Origin of the sequence: Alkalihalobacillus phoenicis, from assembly GCF_047302405.1 — a bacterium.
Lineage (GTDB): Bacteria > Bacillota > Bacilli > Bacillales > Bacillaceae_D > Alkalihalobacillus.
Genome location: NZ_CP154853.1, coordinates 997553 through 1022455 on the forward strand (window position 1 = coordinate 997553; position 24903 = coordinate 1022455).

Sequence of the window (24903 nt, forward strand, 5' to 3'; positions counted from 1 at the left end):
TGAGCGAACGGACTGCGCTTTTTATCAATCTAGCTGCGTCCGTTAGAAGCTCGAGAAAAATCGCCCATCTGAGTGAAGACAAAAAGCGTCTTCATCAGCTGTTCTTATTTTTTCTCGCTTCTGAGCGAACGGACTGCGCTTTTTATCAATCTAGCTGCGTCCGTTAGAAGCTCGAGAAAAATCGCCCATCTGAGTGAAGACAAAAAGCGTCTTCATCAGCTGTTCTTATTTTTTCTCGCTTCTGAGCAAACGGACTGCGCTTTTTATCAATCTAGCTACGTCCGTTAGAAGCTCGAGAAAAATCGGTCGTCTTTATGAAGACAAAAAGCGTCTTCAACAGCCGCCCTGTATTTTTTCTCGCTTCTGTCCAAACGGACTTCGCTTTTTATTTTAGGAGGATGATGATATGGCTTTAAAATTAAGATCTCAAATGCCAGAGCTTGATGGAGCGACAACGTGGTTAAACGGTGAAGTTTCAAAAGCAGACTTAAAAAAACCAGTACTAATTCACTTCTGGTCGATCAGTTGTGGTTTATGTAAAGAAGCAATGCCAAATGTAAATGAGTTCCGTGATGAGTACAAAGATCAATTAGAAGTCATTGCGGTTCATATGCCGCGCTCTGAAAAGGACTTAAACTTAGAAGAAATTGAAAAAGTGGCTAAAGAGCATGGGATCACACAACCGATTTTTGTTGATAACCAACATAAATTAACAGATGCATTCGAAAATGAATACGTTCCTGCTTATTATGTATTTGATGAAGAAGGTCAATTGCGTCACTTTCAAGCAGGTGGCGGTGGCATGAAAATGCTCACAAAACGCGTAAACCGAGTATTAGGTATTAAATAATATTCAAAGCTTTATGATAGCTACTAATTTCCCGAAATCATACGGGGAATTAGTAGTTTTTTTATTAATGGTGAGACCACTTAAAAAGTCCTTGTAGTTAAAATAAGTTTGGCTTACTCCGCCAGTTGTATACCCTACGCGTTCCGCGGAGAAAAAAATCCGTTTTGTCGGATCTTTCGTTTTATGGTTGCGTGCTTTTCAATTTAAGTTATAATGTAAGTGTTTACATGTGTGAGCTGTTAAACTCTCTTAAACTTCGCTCATGTAGGAGAAGAAGTATATTGTTAATTGAAAGTAAGTCTAATGAATGGAGGAACTTTGATGATTAAAAATGAAAAAAGCATGGAAGCGTACAAAGCGTGGTTGAGGTACGAAACGATTTCGGATAAAGATTGGTTAAATGAAAACGAAAAGTGGCTAAAGGTGATTGTTTCTTTAGTGGATACAGAGCTAGGTAGCTCAGCAAAAATGGAGCTTTATGATGCGATTACAAAAATGAGCGGTGAAAAGCCTTCAACGGTTGACTCTACTTCTCCTCATCAGATTGTTTTAGCGACTGCGGAGAATCAAAGTTTGGTAAGTCATCAACTTTTTGAGCGTTTAAATGAAGAGGGATATATAATCCGTACAATCGCTGATGGTGAGAAACCTACTATTCTGTTATCTAGTAAAACAGATAAAGGAGTTTTGTATGCAAGTTTTCATTTTTTAAGACTGATTCAAACCAAACAGCATTTAGGAAGTCTGAATATTGTTGAAAATCCGAAAAATCAGCTAAGGATGATTAATCATTGGGATAATATGGATGGTAGTATTGAACGTGGTTACGCTGGAAAATCGATTTTCTTTGAGAACAATGCTCTTACGACAAACTTAGAGAGAATAAAAGATTATGCAAGAATGTTATCTTCTGTCGGCATAAATGCAATCTCGATTAATAATGTCAATGTTCATACGGTTGAAACGAAATTGATTACAGATGAATTTCTTCCAGATGTAGCTAGTGTTGCTAATATTTTTAGAAGTTATGGCATTCAAACTTTTTTAAGTATAAACTATGCGAGTCCGATTCAACTAGATCAATTAACAACAGCTGATCCTCTTGATCCAAATGTTCGCGATTGGTGGAAAGAAAAAGCCAAAGATGTGTATCGCTTTATCCCAGACTTTGGAGGTTTTGTTGTCAAAGCGGATTCCGAACATCGACCAGGTCCTTTTACATATGACAGAAACCATGCGGACGGTTCAAATATGCTTGCCGAAGCTTTAGAACCTTTTGGTGGGATTGTGATTTGGAGATGTTTTGTTTACAATTGTATGCAAGATTGGCGCGATCGTAAAACGGATCGAGCTCGGGCGGCCTACGATCATTTTAAACCATTAGATGGACAGTTTCATGATAACGTTATTTTGCAAATTAAAAATGGACCAATGGATTTTCAAGTACGTGAAGCAAACTCTCCATTATTTGGAGCGATGACGGAAACGAATCAAATGTTAGAGTTTCAAGTGACACAAGAATACACAGGACAACAGATCGATTTATGTTACCTCATTCCGCAGTGGAAGGAAATTCTTGAGTTTGATACATTTGCAGCTGGAGCAGGGACGCCTATCAAAAGGATTGTAGACGGATCGACTTTTGAAAATAAATTAAGTGGTATTGCGGCTGTCTCTAATATTGGAAATGATGACAATTGGACGGGCCATCAACTAGCTCAAGCAAACTTGTATGGGTATGGAAGATTAATATGGAATCCAGATCTTTCGACGGAAGTGATTACGGATGAGTGGGTTAGAGCGACATTTGGTCATGATCCTGAAGTGGTCGAGTACGTAACAGCCATGCTCTTAGATTCTTGGCCTATTTATGAAAACTATACATCACCACTTGGTGTTGGTTGGATGGTGAACCCGAATCATCATTATGGACCTAATGTAGACGGATACGAATACTCTGTGTGGGGAACGTATCACTTTGCTGATAACCAAGGAATCGGTGTCGATCGAACAGTAAGCAGTGGAACAGGATATACGGCACAATATTTTAAAGAGAATAAAGAAATATATGAATCTCTTGAAACGTGTCCAGATGATTTATTATTATTTTTCCATCACGTTCCGTATACACATAAGTTAAAGTCAGGTGTGACAGTTATTCAGCATATTTATAACACTCACTTTGAAGGGGTGGAGCAAGCGGTCGGTTTAAAGGAACGTTGGAGTTTGTTAAAAGATAAAGTGGATGAAGAGCGTTATCAAAATGTCATGAAACGCTTGAAACGACAAATTGAAAATGCCAAACAATGGCGCGATATGATCAATACTTATTTTTTTCGTAAGTCAGGAATAAAGGACGAAAAGAATAGGACCATCTATTAGAGTGGAGCATAAGGAAAGTAGGAAGGAGGTTAGCTTAATAGTAAGTATCTATGAGCATACTGGTAAAAAGCAAAAATTAAAATGATATAATGAAAGGGGTTACATATTCTAAATGAATGGTGGAGGTGAATTATGCTAAATCAAGGCGGCTTTATGGGTGGATTTTATCGAATAAGTGAGTGGATTATGCGATTGGCTTATATTAATCTATTATGGATATTTTTTACCTTAATAGGGTTTGTTGTGTTTGGGTGGATGCCTGCGACAGTTGCCATGTTTACGGTCATCCGTAGATGGTTTATGGGTGAAACAGATGTAAGTATATTTAAACTTTTTTTTACTACTTATAAAAAAGAGTTTATAAAGGCAAATTTGCTCGGAGTGCTTGTTGGGGTTGTTGGCTATATTTTGTATATTGATTTCCAATTCATCAACCATGTGAGTGGTGTCTTACAACTTATCTTAACTTTTGTATTTGTTATGGTTGGCTTCTTTTATTTTGTTGCAGTTGCTTATCTTATTCCAGTATTTGTTCACTATGATCTTAAATTTTTTCAATATATTAAAAATGCCTTTCTAATTGGACTATTGAGCCCTTTAATGACGATTATTTTGGTTATTACATTGTCCTTAACGTACTATGTTTTTTGGTTAGTTCCTGGATTAATTCCCGTATTTGGTGTGAGTGTATTTGGTTGTATCATGATGGGAACCGCATACTTTGCATTTAAACGTTTGGAGACAAGAAAACAAAAAGCACAAGAGTTAAAAGAGTCGACTCACTAAAAGGATCTTCTATATCGAAGTTGATAACGCAAAACTATTTTTAGTGAATGAGCTGATTGTTTACCAGAACTGAAAAGACGATTTCAGTTAAATGGGGAGGGGCAAGTGTGGAATTTACTTTTTTAGATAGGAAGGTAGTTGATAAACATTATTGTACAACCGAATACAGTTTAGAAGAATACACTTATCCAGATATGAAAACGGGATTTGAGTTGTATGGAATGCATCTTCGTACGGTCAAAAATACGTGGGAATACCCTGAACATGAGCATCCGAAATATGAAATTAATATGGTGTTAGAAGGCCATCAAATTTTTTATGTTAAGGGGCAACCGTATGAGCAGCATGCAGGGGATATCATCATTACTCGCCCTGGTGATGTTCATTCAAGTAAATGTGGAGGAAAAGATGGATTTACTTATTTTTGTCTCCATTTTGATATCGATGATAAACTCTTTCTTCCATTTTTGAAAAATTCACAAGATGTTTTTTTTCCATCAAGTTCAAAGCTGAGTGTTTTAATTACTCCGTATTTAAATCGATTGATCCAAGTTTGTAGGGCTCCTCAAGTGAATTTGAGTGAGAAAATGAAAGTGCATTCACTTATGTTTGAATTATTAAGTGCTTTAATTGAAGGACTTATACAGCAGGACGATTATGAATCTGAAAGTGACAAAGTTGTAAAAATCGCTTATCGAATTGCTGAGCGGATTGAGCAGGTAGTTAAACGAACAGAAGATTCTAATTCTGATAATATCGACAAAGTAGGAATCGAAGAGATTGCGAATGAACTAAATATTAGTAGCTCCTATTGCCACAAGATTTTTAAAAAGGTTTATAATATGTCCCCCCGTCAATATTTATCATTTAAAAAGTTAAATGAAGCAAAGGCATTACTTTCAGAAGCAGATAATACAGTAGAACAAATTGCTTACACAATGGGTTATCATGATACGGCCCATTTTAGTAGACAGTTTAAAAGATGGTCAGGCCTAACACCGAGTCAATATCGATTGGTAAATGTGAAGCGAAAAAAACGATAAAGTAATAAAGTACAGATTTGGGTAATGAACTATACAGAAATGTACATGGATTCTGAATATTTCCATTGTTAAAATAAAAGTAACTTGCATGGTAGCATACCGTGTATGTTACTTTTTATTTTTACCAAAAAATTCAATCATATTATTTTTCTATTTTATGAGAAAGAGATTTTGTGAATATCTTAAAAAACTCACTCTCTTATTCATTGCACTGCTATACTAGTCCGATTAGTATGCGGAATTAGGAATAGGTTTTAGTTGTTTAATCTGCTTTTGACGAAGGGTTCATCATATTGATTGGAAGGGATTATGAAAGGAGGTGAATGGAGGTAGGTTTTTTAAAATAAATGATAACGCTTTCATAATTAGTTGTTCTTTCTGTACTTAAGGAAAAGGGGTTTAATGAATCATAAAAGGAGGATAAAAAATGTTAAAGAAATCAAGTTATCTGTTTTTCTTAGTTGTACTTACAAGTCTTGTTTTAGTGGCTTGTTCAAACGATGAAAGTAGTTCAGATTCAAGCTCAGATCCAGGTTCAGAGGGCAGTGATGAAGTTGTAACGATTACAACCGCACGTATCCTCGATGACGGTACGGTGTTTAAGGACGGAGAAAATGTTCATGATAATGTTGTAACGAGATGGGCAGAAGAGGAACTAGGAATTAAGTTTGTGACAGAGTGGACACAGCCTAATGATGAACAGTTTAATACTCAGCTACGTTTAATGATGTCCTCACGTGAAAAATTACCAGATGTATTTTTAGTTTCAAATAATAATATTAAGGCAGATTTGCTTCAGTCAGGGCAAGTAATGACGCTTGATGAAGCGATTGAAGAACATGCAACGCCAAGACTGAAAGAATTATTTGAAAGATTTCCAGAAGCCTTTTATCCATCAACAAGAGATGGCGAACGTTATGGTATTCCTAGATACTCTGGTGGGAATGGTTCAGACACACTGCTTTGGATTCGCCAAGATTGGCTTGATAAATTTGATTTAGAGGCTCCAAAAACAATAGAAGAATTAGAACAAGTTATGGATGTTTTTGTTAATGAAGACCCTAATGATTCAGGGCGAAACGATACAATGGGTATTACTCTTGCTGCTGGTGATAATGGTTTCCGTGGTGGAAACATCGCTGACGCCAGTTGGGTGTTTGGTGCATATGGTGATTATGTTCCTGGTGCTTGGAGTCAAGCAGAAGATGGTTCCCTTGTATACGGTTCTATTCAACCAAGTGTGAAAGATGGCTTAGCTAAAATTAGAGACTGGTACGAAAAAGGTTACTTAGCAACTGATTTTGCTATTTTAAGTGCGGGTGATGCTCAGGAAAGTTTTATTTCTGGAAGATCTGGAATAATGGCAGCTCCTCCATGGGCTCACGGTTACCCGATTGGTGAAATAGAACAAGTTATTCCAGATGCTGTCGTTAAGCCTTTTGCCCATGTGACGGGTCCAGATGGTGAAGCAGGTCGAAGAGGAGAAGGATTAATTGTAGGTTCTTTCTTGTTTAATAGTGAATTTGAACATATGGATAAATTTTTTGAATATTGGGATGCCATTATTGGTTATACATTAGGGGAGTCGGAGCATTTTGAATACGGTCTATTCGAAGGTTATGACTATGTATTACAAGATGGAGAGCCTGTTTATAATATTGATGAATTTGAAGAGGTTACGGGAGAAAAGCATGTCGATCCAGGTAGATATTTCTTACCTACTAATATCCCAACCATTCCGTATGAAATGTATAGTCTTCTAGAGGAGTTTCATGATACGGGAAGAGACCCAGTCAATGGTTATGAAGCAGGTCTTGCAGGAAGACAACCAGATTATATTGAAGCTGCAGCGATTGTGAATAAACAAAATGATATTCGAATTGTGCAAGAGTTCACAGGACCACCAACAGATACAATGATTTCTAGATCAGAGCATTTAGAAAGATTAGAAGATGAATTATTTGCTGACATTATTTTAGGGAACAAACCATTAGAAGCTTTTGATGACTTCGTTGAAGAATGGAAAAAAGCTGGTGGCGATCAAATTACTGAAGAAGTAAACGAGTGGTACGATTCGGTTCGTAATTAATACAATTTAAAAGCTTTCGGTGCGAACGGTTATAGAACCGATGAAATCGTTCGCATCTTGTTTTTGAAGATCAGTCACTTTCTTTACGTATAAGGAGGGGAAGTCATGGAGAGTCAGCCGGTAGTAGGGAAAAAAACGAACAATACTCCAAAAATGAAAAAGAAGAAACAAATATGGAATTTTAAACGAACTTGGCAACTACATGTTTTATTGATACCCGCACTTGTTCTCGGCCTTATTTTTCAATACGCCCCGATGTTTGGTGTCGTTATGGCCTTTCAAGATTTTAAGCCTTGGTTAGGGTTTTTTGACTCTCAGTGGGTTGGGCTTGAACATTTTAGAATGATGTTTGAATATGACTATGCAAGGCAAGTCATTTGGAATACGCTCATTATTTCTTTATTAAAAATGATTTTTGGATTAATCGTACCGATTACAGTTGCTCTGTTATTAAATGAAATGTACAAAATGGCGATTAAGAGAACGATTCAAACGATTATCTATTTACCTTATTTTCTATCTTGGGTTATTTTAGGTGGTATCTTGCTTGATTTACTTTCACCAGATGGAGGGCTCGTGAACCAAGGACTATTATGGTTTGGTGTCGATCCCATCTTTTTCTTAGGAAGTAATGACTGGTTCAGAACGACGGTTATTATTAGTGATCTTTGGAAAGAAACGGGATTTAACACGATCGTGTTCCTTGCCGCGATTACGGCTGTGAATCCTAGTTTATACGAAGCGGCAGTTGTTGACGGTGCGAATCGTTGGAAGCAAACTTTGTTTATTACATTACCAGCTATGTTACCAATCATTATCGTCGTTGGAACATTATCATTAGGAAATGTATTAAATGCTGGTTTTGACCAAATCTTTAACCTTTATAATCCGCTCGTTTATCAAACAGGAGATATTATTGATACATATGTATATCGTGTTTCATTAGTGAGTGGCGACTTTAGTTATGGTACAGCTGTAGGCTTATTCAAATCGGTTATTAGCTTAGTGTTAATCATTGTAGGATATCGTTTAGCTTACAAGTATGCAAACTGGAGAATTTTCTAGGAGGGGTTTCCTATGCGGATGTATAAAACAAAAAGCTATACCATTTTTACAATTTTTAATTATAGCTTTATGATCTTGATGTCTGTTCTTTGTCTACTTCCGCTCGTTCATATTTTTGCTGTATCGTTAAGTGGAAGTGGAGCTGCAGCAGCAAATATTGTTTCATTTTGGCCGATTGATTTTACGATCGATGCCTATGAACGAACAATAGCAAACGAAAATTTTATTCGTTCTTTCTTTATTTCGGTTCTTCGAGTAGTACTAGGTACAGTCATTTCTATGGGGGCACTACTATGTGCGGCTTATTCGCTCTCAAAGTATGATGAAGAATTCAAAGGGCGTAAAATATATGTCTGGTTCTTTATTTTTACAATGCTATTTAATGGTGGGTTGGTTCCTACATATATGGTTGTAACAGGATTAGGTTTAACGAATACAATTTGGGCTTTAGTATTGCCAACCGCTATAAATGCTTTTAACTTAATCTTACTTTTAAACTTCTTCCGTACATCTGTACCTAAGTCGCTAGAGGAATCGGCCTTAATTGACGGAGCAAACCATTTTCAGATTTTCTTGAAAATTTATTTGCCGATTGCTGTTCCAGCGATTGCAACCGTTTCATTATTCACAATGGTCTTTCATTGGAACTCATGGTTTGATGGGATGATTTATAACAATGATGCAAGGAATTATCCATTGCAAACTTTTTTACAGACGATTATTGTGCAACAAGATTTTAGCCAAATAACAGATGCAGAAACATTGCGTAATTTATCACAACGTACGGTACAATCCGCTCAAATTTTTATTGCCGCATTACCAATGTTGGCTGTCTATCCGTTTATTCAAAAGTATTTTGTAAAGGGAATTGTCTTAGGAGCAGAGAAAGAATAACTAGTAAGTTTTCTGTTTTTTTAAACGTCTATACCATACTAGTATGATTAGGTGGCAAGTATTTCATTTTTATTATGGAAGTAGTATGTCTGAAAGCTTGGAGGAGGGACTATCTGATGTCTCCACAATTAATGGATGCAGCGATTTTAAATGAACGATTATCAATTGAAGTGAAAAAAGTAGCTGTACCAAAGCCGGCAGCTGATGAGGCATTAGTAAAAGTGTATTGTATTGGCGTTTGTGGGTCAGATATCCATTATTATGAACATGGAAAAATAGGTCGCTATGAAGTGAAAGAGCCTCTTATTTTAGGACATGAATTAGCTGGAGAAGTCGTTCAAATAGGAGCAGAGGTGACAAATGTTACGGTTGGAGAGCGGGTAGCTGTTGAGCCAGGTGTTACGTGTGGGCGTTGTAAATATTGTAAATCCGGGCGTTATAATTTATGTCCAGATGTCGTCTTTATGGCAACACCACCAGTAGATGGAGCATGGGCTGAGTATGTCACGATTCGTAGTGATTTTCTCTATCAACTTCCAGATGAAATGAGTTATGAGGAAGGGGCATTACTTGAACCGTTCTCCGTTGGTTTTCATTCCATGATTCGTGGCAATGTTCATCCGGCGGATCGTTTATTTGTATCAGGTTTAGGGCCGATCGGGCTTTTAGCCATTCAAAGTGCGAAACTTTTTGGTGTAGGAGAAATTTATGCAAGTGATGTTGTTTCATCGCGGAGAGAATTGGCATTAAAGATCGGTGCTACAGCCGTTTTAGAGCCACTCTCAGATTCAATCAAAGAACAGATTTCGAAGTTGACGGAAAAACAAGGGGTAGATGTGGTAATTGAAACATCAGGAAATCAACGAGCGATTTCCGAAACGGTTACGATCGTTAACCGCGGTGGGCGTGTTGTCCTTGTTGGCTTACCAACTACTGATGACATTTCGATCAATATTTCTACTTTAATTGATGCTGAGATTGATGTATATGGGGTGTTTCGTTATGCCAATACATATCCAGCTGCCATTCAAGCTTTAAGTCGAGCGGATGTTGATATACGAAACATCATTACGCACCGTTATGATTTGAAAGATATTAAAGAGGCGGTCGAAATGGCGAGAACCCAAAAGGAAACAAGTATAAAAATTATGATTTATCCCAACTTGAAAGAGAAAATATCAGAAAAATAATGGTTCTTTAGGTTAAATGAACTTACCAACGACAATTCACTATGGAAGAGGAGAGGGTTTTGATGATAAAAGTAGCCATTATTGGAGCTGGTGCGATTGCCCCAGCTCATATTAAAGCGTATCAACAATTTTCGGAACGTTGTGAAATCGTGGCTTTATGTGATATTTATCCAGAAAAAGCTGAAAAACTAGCAAGTGAGCATCGTCTGAATGTAAATGTGTATACAGATTATCAGGAGTTAGCTGAGCGCACGGATATTGATCTTGTTTCAGTTTGTACGCCTCCTTATACTCATGCCCAAACGGCGATTGCTTTATTAAATTCTGGCAAGCATGTATTAGTTGAAAAGCCGATGGCCTCTTCTTTAGAAGAATGTGATGCGATGAATGAAGCAGCAAAAAGAAATCAAAAAGTGCTCTCAGTGGTCGCTCAAAATCGTTTTCAGACGCCAATGATGAAACTAAAAACGGTTCTTGAGACAAAGCTGATGGGTCCAATCGTTCATACACAAGTTGATTCATTTTGGTGGAGAGGCCATAGTTATTATGATCTTTGGTGGAGAGGAACGTGGGAAAAAGAAGGCGGTGGGTGTACCTTAAACCATGCCGTCCATCATATTGACATTTTCCAATGGATGAATGGGATGCCAAAAGAAGTAACAGCTGTATCAACAAATACTTCTCACAACAATGCAGAGGTGGAAGATTTGTCAATTGCGATTTGTCGTTATGATGATGGAAGTTTAGCGCAAGTGACGAGCTCAGTTGTTCATCATGGAGAAGAGCAACAATTGATTTTCCAAGGGAAAAAAGCTCGTGTTTCGGTTCCATGGAAACTAACCGCGTCCAAATCTTTATCAAATGGTTTTCCAGAAAAAGATCAAGAATTAGAAGAGAAAATCCAGCAAGTGTATGATAAACAACCAGATATTCAATACGAAGGACATACGGGTCAAATTAATGATGTGCTCCTTGCGGTCGAAGGAAATAAAGAAGTGCTCGTGGATGGTATCCAAGGTCGACAAACACTTGAACTTATTACAGCTATTTACCAAGCTTCAAGTTTGAACACATCGGTGACTCTCCCGTTAAATGAAAACAGTCCATTTTATACAAGAGAAGGAGTTATGAAGCAGGCCACTCATTTTTATGAGAAGAAAAGTAGCATTGAGAATTTTACGGAAAATAAGATTACGACGGGTGGAAATTATTCACACGATCAATAAAACGATTGATAAGGGGTGGACAGTATGGATAAACAAGACGGAATGAATTATGCACCAATAGGTAAGGTTAACCAAGTTATCGAAAGTGGGAGTTTTCCTTTTGCTGCTATTGGACTTGATCATGGTCATATTTATGGAATGTGTAATGGGTTGCTTGAAGCCGGTGCAGAACTAGTGGCCGTATATGATCCAGATCCTAAAAAGGTAGAAAAATTTTGCGAGATTTTTCCTAAAGTAAAAGTCGCATCATCAGAAGAAGAAATCTTAAATGATTCTCAAATTAAGCTCATTGCGTCCGCTTGTATCCCGAATGAACGGGGAGAGTTAGGTCTTAGAACGTTGGAGCATGGGAAGCATTATTTTGCGGATAAGCCAGCTTTTACGAAGCTTGAGCAAGTCGAAAAAGCAAGGCAGAAAACAGCGGAAACAGGGCTGAAGTGGGGCATTTATTATAGTGAACGTTTGCATGTCGAAAGTGCTGTGTTTGCTGGACAATTAATTGAACAAGGGGCGATTGGGCGAGTCATTCAAGTAATAGGAACGGGGCCGCACCGTGCCAATGCTAACAGTAGACCAGATTGGTTCTTTGATCCGAATTGTTACGGTGGGATTTTATGTGATATTGGCAGTCATCAGATTGAACAGTTTCTTCATTATACAGGAGCAAAAGATGCAAAGGTATTACACAGTAAAGTAGCGAATTATCATTTTAAGGAATACGCTCATTTTGAGGATTTTGGTGATGCGACACTTGTGGCCGATAATGGGGCAACTTTTTATTTTCGGGTTGATTGGTTGACCCCAGATGGACTCGGGACATGGGGAGATGGACGTGCACTTATTTTAGGTACAAAAGGGTATATTGAAATTCGTAAATATATTGATATTGCTCGTGATAACACGTCAAATCATTTATATCTTGTTAATCAAGAAGGAGAGAAGCATTTCGAGTTATCGGGAAAAGTTGGCTTCCCTTATTTTGGACAGTTTATTTTAGATTGTTTAGAAGGCACGGAAAATGCGATGACACAAGAACATGCTTTTAAAGCGGCTGAGTTATGTATTATTGCACAGGAACAAGCACTAAAAATTGAAACCGCTGAAACACAGGTAAGCTTGATACCATCGAAGGGGTGATCCATTTGTTTGAAATTGAGTCGATACATCATGTGAGCCTTTCTATTACGAATTTAGAAAAAGCAAAGTTTTTTTATGGCACGATTCTTGGTTTTCAAGAAATAGAGCGTCCTGATTTTGATTTTCCTGGTGCTTGGTATCAAATTGGGAACCAGCAACTTCATTTAATTGTGCACTCAACTTCTGATACTTTAAGAAAAGGCGATATTCAGACAAAGGATGGTCATTTTGCTATCCGTGTGAAAGATTATAAAAAAACTCTTCAATATTTAAAGAATAAAGGAATTGAGATTGTAGAGAAACCAAATAGTGACAGTGGATTTGCTCAAATTTTTTGCATGGACCCAGATCGGAATTTAATTGAACTGAATGTTGACCAAGCGATGCTCAGGGTAGAAAAATGATTAGATAATTTGGTGAGCAAGTATGTTTAGTAATGAATAAGGACTGAGCCCTGACTAGTTAGTCAATTAGAGTGGGGGCAGTCCTTTGTCTAAAAGTCTAGCGCTAAAAGAATAGAGACATGCACAAGAAAGAATGAAAAAATCCTGATACGGATACGTTTCTTTGATTTTTTAGGAGTAAGTATGGAAGGAGGGGGATAAATTGATTTTTGAAATTAGTGAACGAAACGAGTTTGCGTCGACCCGAGATTACGTTTATCATGTATTGCGAGAAAATATTATCTCATTAAAACTTGAACCAGGTTTAAACATATCAGAAAAAGAAATATCGGAAAAACTTCAAGTCAGCCGAACTCCTGTAAGAGAAGCCTTTGTTAAACTGGTGCAAGATGAACTCTTAGAAGTATTTCCACAAAGAGGATCATTTGTCGCACTCATTGATCTTAAGCATGTAGAAGAGGCTAGATTTATTCGTGAACATTTAGAGATTGCCGCTATACAATTAGCCTGTGAGCTCTTTTCCCCTACCTATTTGGAGAAACTCGAATTTAATTTATATATGCAAAAACGTTGTGTTGAAGTAGGAGACTATAAGAAATTTTTTGAACTGGATGAGGAGTTTCATGAGACTATTTCTGAAGGGTGTGGAAAAAAGAGAATTTGGATGATTATTCAGCAGATGAATACTCATTTAAATCGCGTAAGAATGTTGAGTCTGACAGACAACTATAATTGGGATATTCTTTTATCCCAGCATGAAGGAATGATTGAAGCGATACGAGCACAAGATTCGGTAAAAGCAAAAGAAATCATCCATCATCATCTTACGCTCGTGAACAACGATCAAAGTGAGCTGAAAATCGCTTATCCCAATTATTTTAAACGATGAGGTGATATTGTGACTTCCTTTATGAATGATGATTTTTTACTAGAAACAGAGAAGGACAAATTAGCTTTAGAACTAGAAGAAATGGAGTTGTAAACAGATGAGAATGGTATTTCGGTGGTTTGGTGAAGGGAATGAGCTCATTCCACTAGAACATGTGAAACAAATTCCTGGCGTCGAAGGAATTGTCTGGGCTCTTCATGACATCCCTGTAGGTGAAGAATGGCCATTGGCTCGTATAAAAGAAGTGGAGGAACAAGCTCTGCTTAATGGCCTCAATATTGATGTCGTTGAAAGCGTAAATATACATGAAGATATTAAACTAGGGTTACCAACAAGAGAGCGATATATTGAAAACTATAAAATAACCATTGAAAGATTAGCTCAAGTCGGGGTAAAAGTAATTTGTTATAACTTTATGCCGGTATTTGATTGGACACGGACAGATTTATTTAAAGAGCTTGAAGATGGATCCACAGCTTTATTTTTTGAGAAAGCCAAGATTGCCAATATAGATCCTATGGAACTGGTAAAAGAAATTTCTGAGAACTCTTCCCTAACAATGCCAGGTTGGGAACCCGAGAGACTGAAATATTTATCCAAATTATTTGATGACTATAAAAAGGTGACGGAAGAAGACCTTTGGAACAACTTACAATACTTTTTAGAACAAATCATACCTGTTGCAGAAGAAAACAATATAAAAATGGCGATTCATCCAGATGACCCTCCTTTTTCTGTTTTCGGCTTACCAAGAATCATTATTAATAAAGAAAATATCGGGCGCTTTTTAAAGCTTGTGGACCGTCCGGCAAATGGGTTAACGCTTTGTAGTGGATCGTTAGGAGCCAATCCAAATAATAATGTGGCTCATATGGTAAGAGAATTTGCGGACCGTATTCATTTTGCCCATATCCGCAATGTGAGAACGTATGAAAACGGTGATTTTATTGAGACGTCTCACCGCTCTTCTGACGGAACGGTTGATATTTTAAGTATTATGAAAGCTTACCATGATATTGGTTTCACTGGATACGCTAGACCCGATCATGGTCGCCATATTTGGGATGAGAAATGTCGACCTGGTTATGGACTTTACGATCGTGGCCTTGGCATTATGTACTTATGGGGAATTTGGGATTCACTTGGACGTTTGAAGCTGGAGGAGAAACAATGCTATCAATCAATGGAAATTTAAAAGGGAAAGTGGCCGTTATTACAGGAGGTAGTGGGGTTTTATGTGGAGCGATGGCCCGCGAACTTGGTAGGCAAGGAGTAAAAGTGGCTATTTTAAACCGCCAACTTGAAAAAGGGAAAGCCGTTGAACAAGATATTCGGGAAAGGGGTGGCACCGCTCTAGCGGTTTCATGTGATGTACTCGATAAACAAAGTGTGATCGAGGCAGAAGCTCTCATAACAGAACAGCTGGGAGAATGTGATATTTTAATTAATGGTGCAGGTGGCAACCATCCTGATGGAGCAACAACCAATGAAACATTTAAATTAGAAGATTTAGATAATAAAGAACTCAAAACCTTTTTTGATTTAACAACAGAAGGCTTTCAATTTGTTTTTCATTTAAATTTAATTGGGACAGTTATTCCCACACAAGTTTTTTCAAAAAAGATGGTGAATAAACCTGGGAAAACGATTATTAATATGTCTTCCATGAGTGCTCCGTTTCCGATGACAAAGGTTCCCGCTTATAGTGCAGCTAAGGCAGGAATTGATAATTTCACTCAATGGTTGGCTGTTCATATGGCAGGAGTCGGCATTAGAGTAAATTCGATTGCACCAGGTTTTTTCTTAACTGAACAAAATCGCAAACTATTAACGAATGAAGATGGGTCATTAACAGAACGTTCTCACAAAATTTTAACTCATACGCCGATGCAAAGATTTGGTAAGCCAGAAGATTTACTCGGTACCTTGATTTGGTTAGCCGATGAGAATATGTCAGGCTTTGTAACAGGAATTACGGTTCCAGTTGATGGAGGATTTTTATCTTATTCAGGTGTGTAAAAGAGAAATTTTGTTAGAGGTAAATCATCTTACATAAAAAGGAAAAGCAGTGCAAGTGCACCGCTTTTCCTTTTTTGAAAGAGTAATTGATAAAAGGTTAGAGATCTTGATTACTTAGTTACTCAACTTTCGCATCGAGAAAATCCGTTCAACTAGTTGGCAGAGCGAAAGGGAAGCTCTTAAACAAATGCCCTTGACATGTTTGAAAAGCGAGAACGCACTATCACACCAAACGGATAAACTGCGCATCAAGAAAAAAATAATAGGCCCTCCGGCGGTCGCTCCCAAAACCATACTCCGCGTCCTGCAGGAACCTGGCGAGCCTCCTCGGCAAGCCTTGCGGGGTCTCGCTCCGGTTTATTCCTGCGGGAGTCTCCGTATGGTTTTGTCCGCTAAGTGTCGTGGAGATGCTTGATGATATGGCCATTCTCAATCAGCTATTTCTAACGCAGAAGGACCTTCTTCTTCCCTTTGTTGGTTATGGAACTAAAGAGGTCGTTGCCAGCTATTTTTTTCCTAAGTCTGCCGTCATGAAAAGACAGGATTCCAATCGAAACAAGCTCGATCATCTAGCTAACGTACAGAGCATCAACACTGATTTGTTTACAACTGGAACGGAATGAGTCATGAAAGGAGAAAAATCATTCTCAAGCTAATGTACGTTGAAGTCATGACTGTTTTTTTGTTCTAATGAGAAAACTGAACCTAGATTCGATTCCATGATCTAGCGGACAAACAGACACGGAGACTCCCGCAGGAATAAACCGTCCAATGAGACCCCGCAAGCGTGCTGAGGAGGCTCATGAGGTTCCTGCAGGACGCGGAGTGTCTGTTTGGGAGCGACCGCCGGAGGGCATGAAACAAGTAGAGCATAAATCACTCCCATGTCTGGTGTCTGTTTGGGAGCGACAACCGAAGCGCTTCATTTTAGTGAACAGATTCCTTCAACAGCCTACGAAGAGAGGTGTTCAGACTGTCAACGATTGAACCGTCCATGTAAAGTCAATTTGAGTCTTGTATCGCCCTAAAATCAATCTCTATCAACGGTTAAGAGTCAATCATACTCTGCGAAAGTTGAGTTAGTTATGTTAGTTCTCGTAGAAAAATGGTAGTTTAAAGGAAAGGGTTCTGGTTTTAAACACGTACTTTCCATGTGATAATATGTGCCAGTGCTTGAGGCGTCATGGAATCCATGCATGGCTTCTAGGACGTGAAAGGCAAGGTCCCCATTCGCTCTATGAGCTTTTTGTTGTTGAATTGACTTTGCCATATCAGCTACGCCAATTCCACGGCTATTTTGATCATATTGGTGGGTTAATGAAACTTCAACAAACTCGTGTTCATCGCGTTTTCGTATGAACACTGGACCGCCAAATGTATTAGGATCAGGTACGAGTAACGTTCCTTCACTGCCGTAAACTTCCATACGTGGAAGAGTAGAGCCACCAAACACATCAAAACTTGTAATCATCGTCCCAATCGCTCCTGATGCAAAATCAAGCACTCCTGAAATATGGGTAGGAGTTTGGACTTGAATTTTTGTGCCTGCTTTTGGTTCACTTGTAATGGTTCGTTCAGGATAGCTAATACGTGCAGAACCAGAGATTCGTTTAATTGGACCTAGCATTGCGATTAATGCAGTTAAGTAATAAGGTCCCATATCAAACATTGGGCCACCACCGACATCGTAATAAAAGGATGGTTCAGGATGCCAATGCTCATGTCCGCGACTCATCATAAAGGCCGTAGCCCCAATAGGAGTACCGATTTCCCCTTTTTCAATGAGGTGGATAGCAGTTTGAATTCCCCCACCTAAAAAAGTATCAGGAGCACTGCCAATACGAAGCCCCTTTTTCTTGGCTACATCTAAAATCTGTCGCCCTTCTTCGCGTGTGACCGCTAGTGGTTTTTCTGTATAAACATGCTTTCCTGCTTCAAGTGCTTGAATACAAACGGTTGCATGTGCTTTTGGAGTCGTTAAGTTAATGACAAGTTCAATGTCTTCGTCGTTTAGTAATTCTTGTATCGTATAGGCTTTTACGTCATAGCGTGTTGCTTGAGCTTTTGTACGCTCAAGGTCGAGATCAGCACATGCGCTCAGATCAAAATGTTCAAATTCTAAACAATTTTTAAAATAAACGGAGCTGATGTTTCCGCATCCAATAAGTCCTACTTTTATTTTTTCCATGATGAATCGCTCCCCCCAATTCGTTTACTGACTATCTCCCATGCCGGTGTAAATATTCCCTGAACCATTGCCTGATGCTGCAAATGTACTCACTTTTTTATCACCATAAAGTGTTTTTCCTTCCGCCGTCCAGAGGAATCCACGACGCATAATCGTTTTAACCTCAGGCATGGCCACGACGTCTGCTACATGGCCTAATGAGTTGTAAAAGACACGACCGGCTCCCCAACGCTTCGTCCAAACGACTGGCATATCAACCGCTTTATTTGTTGCATGTGGTCCATCAACAACAGGAAAACGTGTTGTCGCTAACACTTCCACAGCAGGATCTACATGAAGGTAATATTGTTCACTAACTACTTTAAAATCCATTATCCCTTCAAGTAAAGAGCTAGAGGAGTGTTTAATATTGACCATGTATTCAACACCGTCATTGCCAGGGTGAGCGACCCAATTGCCACCTGTTATAAATTGCCAGTCGACATTGTTTCGAAATGAATCACACATCCCGCCGTGGCAACCAGCTAAACCAACACCGTTCATGACGGCAGCAGAAATGTTCTGTACATATTTTTTTTCGATTTGTCCCATTGTCCAATGTGGAACGATTAAATCTAATGTTTTCAATCTTTCCCCATCGGCATATGATTCTAAAGAATTAGAAACTTCTACTTGGAAGTTTTCTTCTTCAAGAATTCCTTTAAAAATGGCTGAGACTTGTTCTGGTTCATGACCATCCCAACCACCCCATACAATTAAAGCCTTCTTTTTCATAATAACTCCTCCTTAATTGTGTTCATTTCTTTTTCTTAAGCGGAAGTTTATAAGTCTGTTACTTTGATCCATTTCTTTTGCTCAATGGAATGTTCTACAGCTTCTAAAACTTGCTGACACTTGACCCCATCTTTGAAGTTTGGAACGGGCTGCCGATCTTCTTGGAAAGCTTCCATAAGCTCTACAGCTGAATGAATGAAAGTATGCTCATAACCAATCGTATGACCAGCAGGCCACCAAGCATCGGAATAGGCATGAGCAGCATCCGTTGCTAAGACACGACGGAAACCTTGGACATCTTCCTTGTCATCGACAAAATAAACTTGTAGTTCATTCATGCGTTCAAAATCAAAGATAACGCTTCCTTTACTTCCATTAATTTCAAAAGAATTTGTACTTCTATGACCGGTCGCGAAACGAGTTGCTTCAAAGCTACCAAGGGCCCCATTCGCAAATTTAGCTAAAAATAATGTCGCATCATCAACTGTGACAGGTCCTTTTTCCTTATTTTGACTACCTGTTGCTGATAAGCCAGTCATTTCTTGAGGCAGAGGTCTTTCTTTAATAAAGGTCTCGCTCATCCCAATGACATCTGTTATATCGCCAATTAAATAGTGGGCCATGTCGATTAAGTGGGCACCTAAATCACCGTGAGCACCAGAACCAGCCACTTCTTTTTGGAGGCGCCAAACGAGTGGGAAGTCAGGGTCAATGATCCAATCTTGTAAAAACCAAGCCCGGAAATGGTAAATTTCACCTAATCGTCCTTCATCGATTAATTTTTTCGCTAACATAACGGCCGGGGTAAAGCGATAGTTAAAGCCAACCATATGTTTCACGCCTGCTGCTTCAACCGCTTCTAACATCTCACGAGAATCGGCTAATGTAAGCGCTAACGGTTTTTCACAAAATACATGCTTTCCGGCTTTAGCAGCTTCAATCGCAATCTCTTTATGTACATCACTTGGGGCATTAATATCGATTAAGTCAATATCATCTCTTTTTATCAATTCTTTCCAATCTGTTGTGTACTCCTCCCAACCAAATTGTTCGGCTGCATCAGCAACGCCTTCACTGTTGCGACCACAAATCACTTTCATTTGCGGGTGGATATGTTTTGGAAAGAAGAGAGGGAGATCTCGATAAGCATGGCTATGAGCTTTTCCCATAAATTTATACCCGACCATACCGATACTCAGTTTTTTCATCTTTTTAGCTCCTTTTTTTGGAATTTATTTGAATCGATTCGCGTTCAATTACTGAAACAGGTAATTTGACTTGAATTTGTTCTTTTATCCCTTCCGCTATCATACATAATACTTTTTCGGCAGCGAGCTGTCCCATTTCAAAAAGAGGGACATTTACGGAAGCGAGCTGTGGGGTTAGCATGCTCACGATATCAGAATCATCATACCCCATCAGGGCATAATCATGACCAGCTTGGTAGCCTTGTTCACGCAGTCCTTGCATGAGCCCAACAGCCATCCGATCATTAGAAGTAAAAATGGCATCTATTTGTGAGAGGAGAGGCCCGATATTCGCCGCAGCTTGATAGCCACTTTTCCGACTGTAGTTTCCTTGAAATATCCACTGTTCATTTAATTTGATATTAGCGTCTCGCAATGCATCGCGATACCCTGCTAACCGATCTAAGCTATTGGAGTAATGTACTGGTCCGTTTAAAAAAGCAATCCGTTTTAAGCCTTTTTGCAAAAGAAGCGATACGGCCTCATAACTTCCTTGATAATGCATAGCGTCAATCGAGTGAAAAGGGTAATCTGCATACGTTTGATTAACAAGGCAGTAAGGGAGAGCTAACTGATGTAATTGTTCTAGTGCGGCCTTTTCATCTAAAAAATCTTGTGAGCCTAAAATGATACAACCGTCGACTTTTTGTGTTTGAAAAAGGTGGACATAGTTTCTTGGTTCATGTGGAGATTGAAATAATAGCAACAAACCATAATTCATTTCGCCAAGTTTGACGCCAATTCCACTTAATATTTCAGAGAAGTAGTGAGTGGAAAGCAAGCGAACCTTAGGCATATAAGGGACGATGACGCCAATGTTTTGACTTTTTCCTTTGGCAAAGCTTTGGGCTAGTACATTTGGATGATAGTTTAATTGTTTGGCAGCCTCTAATACTTTTTGTTTTGTTTCTTCACGGATAGGGGGGACATTATTAAAAACACGTGATACAGTCGCTTCAGATACCCCAGCTCGTTTTGCGACATCTTTTCTAGTACCTATCGTCTGACACCTCCTTATATATAAAGCGAAGTCCGTTTGGTCAGAAGCGAGAAAAAATACAGGGCGGCTGTTGAAGTCGCTCTTTGACTTCATAAAGACGACCGATTTTTCTCGAGCTTCTAACGGACGTAGCTAGCATGATAAAAAGCGAAGCCTGTTCGTTCAGAAGAGAGAAGTACTAAGGATCAACACTAAGTTCGCTCCATCCTGTCGCAACGCCTTGTACCCACGTCCTGTGGGTAAGAACAGCTGATGAAGACGCTCTTTGTCTTCAATCAGATGGGCGATTTTTCTCGAGCTTCTAACAGGCGTAGCTAGCATGATAAAGCGAAGTCCGTTTGGTCAGAAGCGAAGAAAAGGTGGAGTTGGTATACTCCGCCAGCTGCATACCCTACGCGTTCCGCGGGTGAACCGGGAGCCTCCTCGCGACTAGTCGCTGTGGGGTCTCCCGTGTTGCACTTCTCCCGCAGGAGTCTTCGGGTATTCCGCTGGCTCCGTTTTGGTTAAACAAAAAACACTCGATACAACTTAATACTGAATTTTGATTGCTTTTCCTCGTACTTCTAACAGGAGTCCTGTTAGTAAGAATATGATTAATGTACACGTGTACATCATAACTAGTTTTTGTGTGAATTTCAATCTTTATAATCAGAAAATTTTAAATTAATCTTTTTTTGTTTTGGTAATTGGGTTCAGGACGAGAAGGAGATTCTATTCGAAACAGAAAAAAGACAACCGCAAGAAAAATATTTTTGCGATTGCCTGTCCTATTATTTTTATACTTCCATAATGATTGGTAAAATCATTGGTTTACGTTTTGTTCTTTCATATAGAAATGGTCCTAATAAATCAGTCATTTCATTTTTGATTTCTGACCATTGTGATGTTTTCTTTTCCATCACATCATCTAGATGTTTGGCAAGTAACTTTTGGGCTTCATGAATTAAGTCACTTGATTCTCTCATGTAGACAAAACCTCTTGAAATGATATCCGGACCAGCTGTTACTTTAAATTCTTTCATATCTAAGCTGACGACGACAACGACCAATCCTTCTTCTGATAAAATTCGGCGGTCACGTAAAACGATATTGCCGATATCTCCAATGCCATTTCCATCTACATAAACAGAACCGGAAGGAATTTTACCGACGACAGCAGCCTCATCAGGGTGGAGGGCTAGTACATCTCCATTGTCCATAATAAAGCAATTTTCCTCAGCAACTCCACAATCCTTCGCTAATTTAATATGCATTTTCATCATCCGATACTCACCATGAATAGGTAAGAAATACTGAGGCTTCATCAGACGAAGCATTAATTTTTGCTCCTCTTGTCCACCATGTCCAGATGTGTGAATGTCATTAAGTGGTCCGTGAATAACATTTGCCCCTGCACGGTAAAGCTGATTAATGGTTTTTCCGACACTTACAGTATTACCTGGAATTGGTGACGATGAAAAGACGACCGTATCCCCAGGGATGATTTGAATTTGACGGTGTGTACCATAAGCAATACGAGAAAGAGCCGCCATTGGTTCACCTTGACTCCCTGTACAAAGAATCGTTATTTGATTGTCAGGCAGTTTGTTTAACTGGCTTGGTTCAATAAACGTTTCTTTAGGGGCATTAATATAGCCTAGATCTTGTCCGATTGAAAGGGCGGACTCCATACTGCGTCCAAATACTGCAACCTTACGCCCATGTTGTACAGCGGACTCAATTACTTGTTGAAGGCGATGAATATTAGAAGCAAAAGTGGCAAAAATAATACGTCCGTTCACTTTTCTAAAAATGCTATCAATGCTTTCGCCGACTTTTCGCTCTGACATTGTAAATTCAGGTATTTCACTGTTTGTACTGTCAGAAAGTAAACAAAGAACACCTTCCTCACCAATTTTGGCCATTTTTGTTAAGTTTGCTGGTTCACCAACTGGTGTAAAATCAAACTTAAAGTCCCCTGTATGTACAATATTCCCTGGCGGTGTTTTGACGACAATACCATATGAGTCAGGAATACTGTGGGTCGTCCTAAAGAAGGATACGGATGTTTTCGTAAACTTAATAATTTGATCTTCTTGAATTTCAATTAGTTTAGTTTTTCGGATAAGACCATGTTCTTCTAACTTTCCTTTTAATAAACCTAGTGCTAACTTCCCGCCGTAAATTGGGATGTTAATCTCTCTTAATAAATAAGGGATACCACCAATATGATCTTCGTGACCATGTGTGATAAATAGGCCTTTAATCTTATCAATATTTTTACTTAAATAAGTAAAGTCAGGAATGACGTAATCAATACCTAGAAGTTCGTCCTCTGGAAACATAATTCCGGCATCAATAATAATGATCTCATCTTGGAACTGAACAGCATACATATTTTTTCCGATTTCCCCGAGTCCACCAAGAGCAAATACGGCTGTTTGATTATTTTTTACTTGTTTCATTAAATGGATTCCACCTTAAAGTCTTCTCGAGCCTGTTCGTACTCTAAATGAGCGCCAGAGATTTCAGTAATAAATTCGATGTTGTAATTGCGGTCAGCGAGCTTTTTGCGGACATCTGACTCGCTTGTACCTTCAACATAAATAGCATCTGTAAGTTCGCGTACTGGAACTTGATTTGCGATCTTTTGGAAAAAAACTTTAAATAACATAACAATACCTCTCCTTAAACATTGGTTATTTTTTCATTATAAAGCAATCCACCATCTTTTTCATGTTTTTCTTTAAGGGTCGTAATAAAAAAAGGGTGTAAACACTTGTAATGAAACTAACTTTTTTCTCTATCCTACATGTTTTAATGACTAATTGTACAGTTTAATCATTATTGAATTATTCTATACCTCAAGCAAACGTTTCTTTGGTAACAGATTTTTGCAACCATCGACTAGTTTTTTGCGAAGTTTTTTTAACATAATAAATCCTCCTTATTTTTAGTCCTTATCGTTAGTATATGTAAAATCAAAGGGTCTTTTGGTGGGAATGAATGGAAAAGTGAGATGGGGAAAAATTTTAGGCGAATAAAGGCCGTTTACATTTCCTTAATGTAAAAAAGAGCTGTACCGGTAAAGTCCATTTAATGACCTTATCGGGCAGCCCTTCTTGTTGAAAAGTTTATAATGATTTCTTTAACTTATCTTGAAATTCTTCGATTCGGTCATAGAACATAATGCCATCCAAATGATCTAATTCATGTTGAAAAACAATAGCAATATAACCTTTTAATTTTAACTTGATTTCTTCTCCTTCTAGTGTTGTTCCCTTAACTGTGATCCGAGCATGGCGTGGTACAAGTCCAGATATTTCTCTGTCAACGGATAAACAGCCTTCCCCACCATCCAAATGATTCTCTTCAACGGAATGACTAATCATTTTCGGGTTAAATAGTCCATAGCTATAAAGGACGTCATTTTCATCATAAGTGTGGACGGCAAACATTCTTTTAGAGATGCCGATTTGCGGTGCGGCAATTCCGACACCTGGACGTAAATGATACTTGTCCGCAATTTCTGGGTCTTGACTATTTTTAATAAACTGAAGCATTTCACTTAGTATTTCTTTTTCTTCGGCTGTTGCTGGCAATGTTACTTCTTTTGCGACCTCGCGTAAAACCGGGTGACCTTCACGAACAATATCTTTCATTGTAATCATATGTACCTCTCCTTTGTAGAGCAAATAATGCTATATAATAGTCAATGGAATTTGTTTAGTTTGTTTAGGA

The 24903-nt window shown here is 38.6% G+C and carries 22 protein-coding genes; 15 read left to right on the forward strand and 7 right to left on the reverse strand.

The genetic code is table 11. The features are described from left to right. The first annotated feature begins 406 nt into the window (after nucleotides 1-406). The 15 genes from AA0017_RS04640 (at nucleotide 407) to AA0017_RS04710 (ending at nucleotide 16597) form a co-directional block, all read left to right on the forward strand. Nucleotides 407-850 carry a TlpA disulfide reductase family protein gene (locus AA0017_RS04640; RefSeq protein ID WP_003324821.1) on the forward strand — a complete coding sequence of 148 codons (444 nt, stop codon included), beginning with the start codon at nucleotides 407-409 and terminating at the stop codon, nucleotides 848-850. Between the two features lie 321 nt (nucleotides 851-1171). Next, nucleotides 1172-3232 (forward strand): alpha-glucuronidase family glycosyl hydrolase, encoded by a 2061-nt coding sequence (locus AA0017_RS04645; protein WP_413379937.1) that lies wholly within the window; start codon nucleotides 1172-1174, stop codon nucleotides 3230-3232. 132 nt (nucleotides 3233-3364) lie between these two features. Next, nucleotides 3365-4018, forward strand: coding sequence for a YesL family protein (locus AA0017_RS04650; RefSeq protein ID WP_413379938.1), 654 nt, complete (start codon nucleotides 3365-3367; stop codon nucleotides 4016-4018). A 107-nt stretch (nucleotides 4019-4125) separates the two neighbouring features. After that, nucleotides 4126-5061, forward strand: a complete 936-nt coding sequence (locus AA0017_RS04655) for an AraC family transcriptional regulator (RefSeq protein ID WP_413379939.1) — start codon at nucleotides 4126-4128, stop codon at nucleotides 5059-5061. A 427-nt stretch (nucleotides 5062-5488) separates the two neighbouring features. Continuing rightward, the gene (locus tag AA0017_RS04660) at nucleotides 5489-7150 is read left to right on the forward strand and encodes an extracellular solute-binding protein (protein ID WP_413379940.1); all 1662 of its coding nucleotides are present in this window, start codon (nucleotides 5489-5491) and stop codon (nucleotides 7148-7150) included. Between the two features lie 105 nt (nucleotides 7151-7255). After that, complete coding sequence (locus AA0017_RS04665; RefSeq protein ID WP_413379941.1) at nucleotides 7256-8215, forward strand: ABC transporter permease; 960 nt, start codon at nucleotides 7256-7258, stop codon at nucleotides 8213-8215. Between the two features lie 12 nt (nucleotides 8216-8227). Further along, entirely contained in the window at nucleotides 8228-9109 is an 882-nt protein-coding gene (locus AA0017_RS04670) for a carbohydrate ABC transporter permease (RefSeq protein ID WP_413379942.1), read from the forward strand. Nucleotides 9110-9225: 116 nt separating this feature from the next. Beyond that, nucleotides 9226-10299, forward strand: coding sequence for an NAD(P)-dependent alcohol dehydrogenase (locus AA0017_RS04675; RefSeq protein WP_413379943.1), 1074 nt, complete (start codon nucleotides 9226-9228; stop codon nucleotides 10297-10299). Nucleotides 10300-10361: 62 nt separating this feature from the next. Continuing rightward, a complete protein-coding gene (locus tag AA0017_RS04680) occupies nucleotides 10362-11525 on the forward strand; it encodes a Gfo/Idh/MocA family protein (RefSeq protein WP_413379944.1) in 1164 nt (387 codons plus the stop codon). Nucleotides 11526-11549: 24 nt separating this feature from the next. After that, nucleotides 11550-12662 (forward strand): Gfo/Idh/MocA family protein, encoded by a 1113-nt coding sequence (locus AA0017_RS04685; protein ID WP_413379945.1) that lies wholly within the window; start codon nucleotides 11550-11552, stop codon nucleotides 12660-12662. Between the two features lie 5 nt (nucleotides 12663-12667). After that, nucleotides 12668-13066, forward strand: coding sequence for a VOC family protein (locus AA0017_RS04690; RefSeq protein WP_413379946.1), 399 nt, complete (start codon nucleotides 12668-12670; stop codon nucleotides 13064-13066). A gap of 202 nt (nucleotides 13067-13268) precedes the next feature. Continuing rightward, nucleotides 13269-13955 (forward strand): GntR family transcriptional regulator, encoded by a 687-nt coding sequence (locus AA0017_RS04695; RefSeq protein ID WP_413379947.1) that lies wholly within the window; start codon nucleotides 13269-13271, stop codon nucleotides 13953-13955. Between the two features lie 97 nt (nucleotides 13956-14052). After that, nucleotides 14053-15150: a mannonate dehydratase gene (uxuA, locus tag AA0017_RS04700; protein ID WP_413379948.1), complete on the forward strand. Its 1098-nt coding sequence runs from the start codon at nucleotides 14053-14055 to the stop codon at nucleotides 15148-15150. Continuing rightward, nucleotides 15126-15974: an SDR family oxidoreductase gene (locus tag AA0017_RS04705; RefSeq protein WP_413379949.1), complete on the forward strand. Its 849-nt coding sequence runs from the start codon at nucleotides 15126-15128 to the stop codon at nucleotides 15972-15974. Before uxuA ends, AA0017_RS04705 begins: the two co-directional genes overlap by 25 nt. A 419-nt stretch (nucleotides 15975-16393) precedes the next feature. Beyond that, the gene (locus tag AA0017_RS04710) at nucleotides 16394-16597 is read left to right on the forward strand and encodes a hypothetical protein (RefSeq protein ID WP_413379950.1); all 204 of its coding nucleotides are present in this window, start codon (nucleotides 16394-16396) and stop codon (nucleotides 16595-16597) included. 431 nt (nucleotides 16598-17028) lie between these two features. Here the strand turns inward: AA0017_RS04710 and AA0017_RS04715 are convergent, their stop codons facing one another. From AA0017_RS04715 to def, 7 genes are all read right to left on the reverse strand, one after another. Continuing rightward, the gene (locus AA0017_RS04715; RefSeq protein WP_413379951.1) at nucleotides 17029-18162 is read right to left on the reverse strand and encodes a Gfo/Idh/MocA family protein; all 1134 of its coding nucleotides are present in this window, start codon (nucleotides 18160-18162) and stop codon (nucleotides 17029-17031) included. A gap of 24 nt (nucleotides 18163-18186) precedes the next feature. Then, the gene (locus tag AA0017_RS04720) at nucleotides 18187-18936 is read right to left on the reverse strand and encodes a ThuA domain-containing protein (RefSeq protein WP_413379952.1); all 750 of its coding nucleotides are present in this window, start codon (nucleotides 18934-18936) and stop codon (nucleotides 18187-18189) included. A 47-nt stretch (nucleotides 18937-18983) separates the two neighbouring features. After that, nucleotides 18984-20144, reverse strand: coding sequence for a Gfo/Idh/MocA family protein (locus tag AA0017_RS04725; RefSeq protein WP_413379953.1), 1161 nt, complete (start codon nucleotides 20142-20144; stop codon nucleotides 18984-18986). A gap of 4 nt (nucleotides 20145-20148) precedes the next feature. Beyond that, nucleotides 20149-21183, reverse strand: coding sequence for a LacI family DNA-binding transcriptional regulator (locus tag AA0017_RS04730; RefSeq protein WP_413382387.1), 1035 nt, complete (start codon nucleotides 21181-21183; stop codon nucleotides 20149-20151). Nucleotides 21184-21959: 776 nt separating this feature from the next. Next, nucleotides 21960-23627: a ribonuclease J1 gene (gene rnjA / locus AA0017_RS04735; protein ID WP_413379954.1), complete on the reverse strand. Its 1668-nt coding sequence runs from the start codon at nucleotides 23625-23627 to the stop codon at nucleotides 21960-21962. Beyond that, nucleotides 23627-23836 carry a DNA-dependent RNA polymerase subunit epsilon gene (locus tag AA0017_RS04740; protein WP_413379955.1) on the reverse strand — a complete coding sequence of 70 codons (210 nt, stop codon included), beginning with the start codon at nucleotides 23834-23836 and terminating at the stop codon, nucleotides 23627-23629. The genes rnjA and AA0017_RS04740 overlap by 1 nt, the downstream gene beginning before the upstream one ends. Before the next feature lie 460 nt (nucleotides 23837-24296). Continuing rightward, a complete protein-coding gene (gene def, locus AA0017_RS04745) occupies nucleotides 24297-24833 on the reverse strand; it encodes a peptide deformylase (RefSeq protein WP_413379956.1) in 537 nt (178 codons plus the stop codon). Between the last annotated feature and the right edge of the window lie 70 nt (nucleotides 24834-24903).

What these genes read in the sequence shown, in the direction of transcription:
- AA0017_RS04640 (WP_003324821.1), top strand. Translation starts at nt 407, where the DNA reads ATGGCTTTAAAATTAAGATCTCAAATGCCAGAGCTTGATGGAGCGACA.
- AA0017_RS04645 (WP_413379937.1), top strand. Translation starts at nt 1,172, where the DNA reads ATGATTAAAAATGAAAAAAGCATGGAAGCGTACAAAGCGTGGTTGAGG.
- AA0017_RS04650 (WP_413379938.1), top strand. Translation starts at nt 3,365, where the DNA reads ATGCTAAATCAAGGCGGCTTTATGGGTGGATTTTATCGAATAAGTGAG.
- AA0017_RS04660 (WP_413379940.1), top strand. Translation starts at nt 5,489, where the DNA reads ATGTTAAAGAAATCAAGTTATCTGTTTTTCTTAGTTGTACTTACAAGT.
- AA0017_RS04665 (WP_413379941.1), top strand. Translation starts at nt 7,256, where the DNA reads ATGGAGAGTCAGCCGGTAGTAGGGAAAAAAACGAACAATACTCCAAAA.
- AA0017_RS04670 (WP_413379942.1), top strand. Translation starts at nt 8,228, where the DNA reads ATGCGGATGTATAAAACAAAAAGCTATACCATTTTTACAATTTTTAAT.
- AA0017_RS04675 (WP_413379943.1), top strand. Translation starts at nt 9,226, where the DNA reads ATGTCTCCACAATTAATGGATGCAGCGATTTTAAATGAACGATTATCA.
- AA0017_RS04680 (WP_413379944.1), top strand. Translation starts at nt 10,362, where the DNA reads ATGATAAAAGTAGCCATTATTGGAGCTGGTGCGATTGCCCCAGCTCAT.
- AA0017_RS04685 (WP_413379945.1), top strand. Translation starts at nt 11,550, where the DNA reads ATGGATAAACAAGACGGAATGAATTATGCACCAATAGGTAAGGTTAAC.
- uxuA (WP_413379948.1), top strand. Translation starts at nt 14,053, where the DNA reads ATGAGAATGGTATTTCGGTGGTTTGGTGAAGGGAATGAGCTCATTCCA.
- AA0017_RS04705 (WP_413379949.1), top strand. Translation starts at nt 15,126, where the DNA reads ATGCTATCAATCAATGGAAATTTAAAAGGGAAAGTGGCCGTTATTACA.
- AA0017_RS04710 (WP_413379950.1), top strand. Translation starts at nt 16,394, where the DNA reads ATGGCCATTCTCAATCAGCTATTTCTAACGCAGAAGGACCTTCTTCTT.
- AA0017_RS04715 (WP_413379951.1), bottom strand. Translation starts at nt 18,162, where the DNA reads ATGGAAAAAATAAAAGTAGGACTTATTGGATGCGGAAACATCAGCTCC.
- AA0017_RS04720 (WP_413379952.1), bottom strand. Translation starts at nt 18,936, where the DNA reads ATGAAAAAGAAGGCTTTAATTGTATGGGGTGGTTGGGATGGTCATGAA.
- AA0017_RS04725 (WP_413379953.1), bottom strand. Translation starts at nt 20,144, where the DNA reads ATGAAAAAACTGAGTATCGGTATGGTCGGGTATAAATTTATGGGAAAA.
- rnjA (WP_413379954.1), bottom strand. Translation starts at nt 23,627, where the DNA reads ATGAAACAAGTAAAAAATAATCAAACAGCCGTATTTGCTCTTGGTGGA.
- AA0017_RS04740 (WP_413379955.1), bottom strand. Translation starts at nt 23,836, where the DNA reads ATGTTATTTAAAGTTTTTTTCCAAAAGATCGCAAATCAAGTTCCAGTA.
- def (WP_413379956.1), bottom strand. Translation starts at nt 24,833, where the DNA reads ATGATTACAATGAAAGATATTGTTCGTGAAGGTCACCCGGTTTTACGC.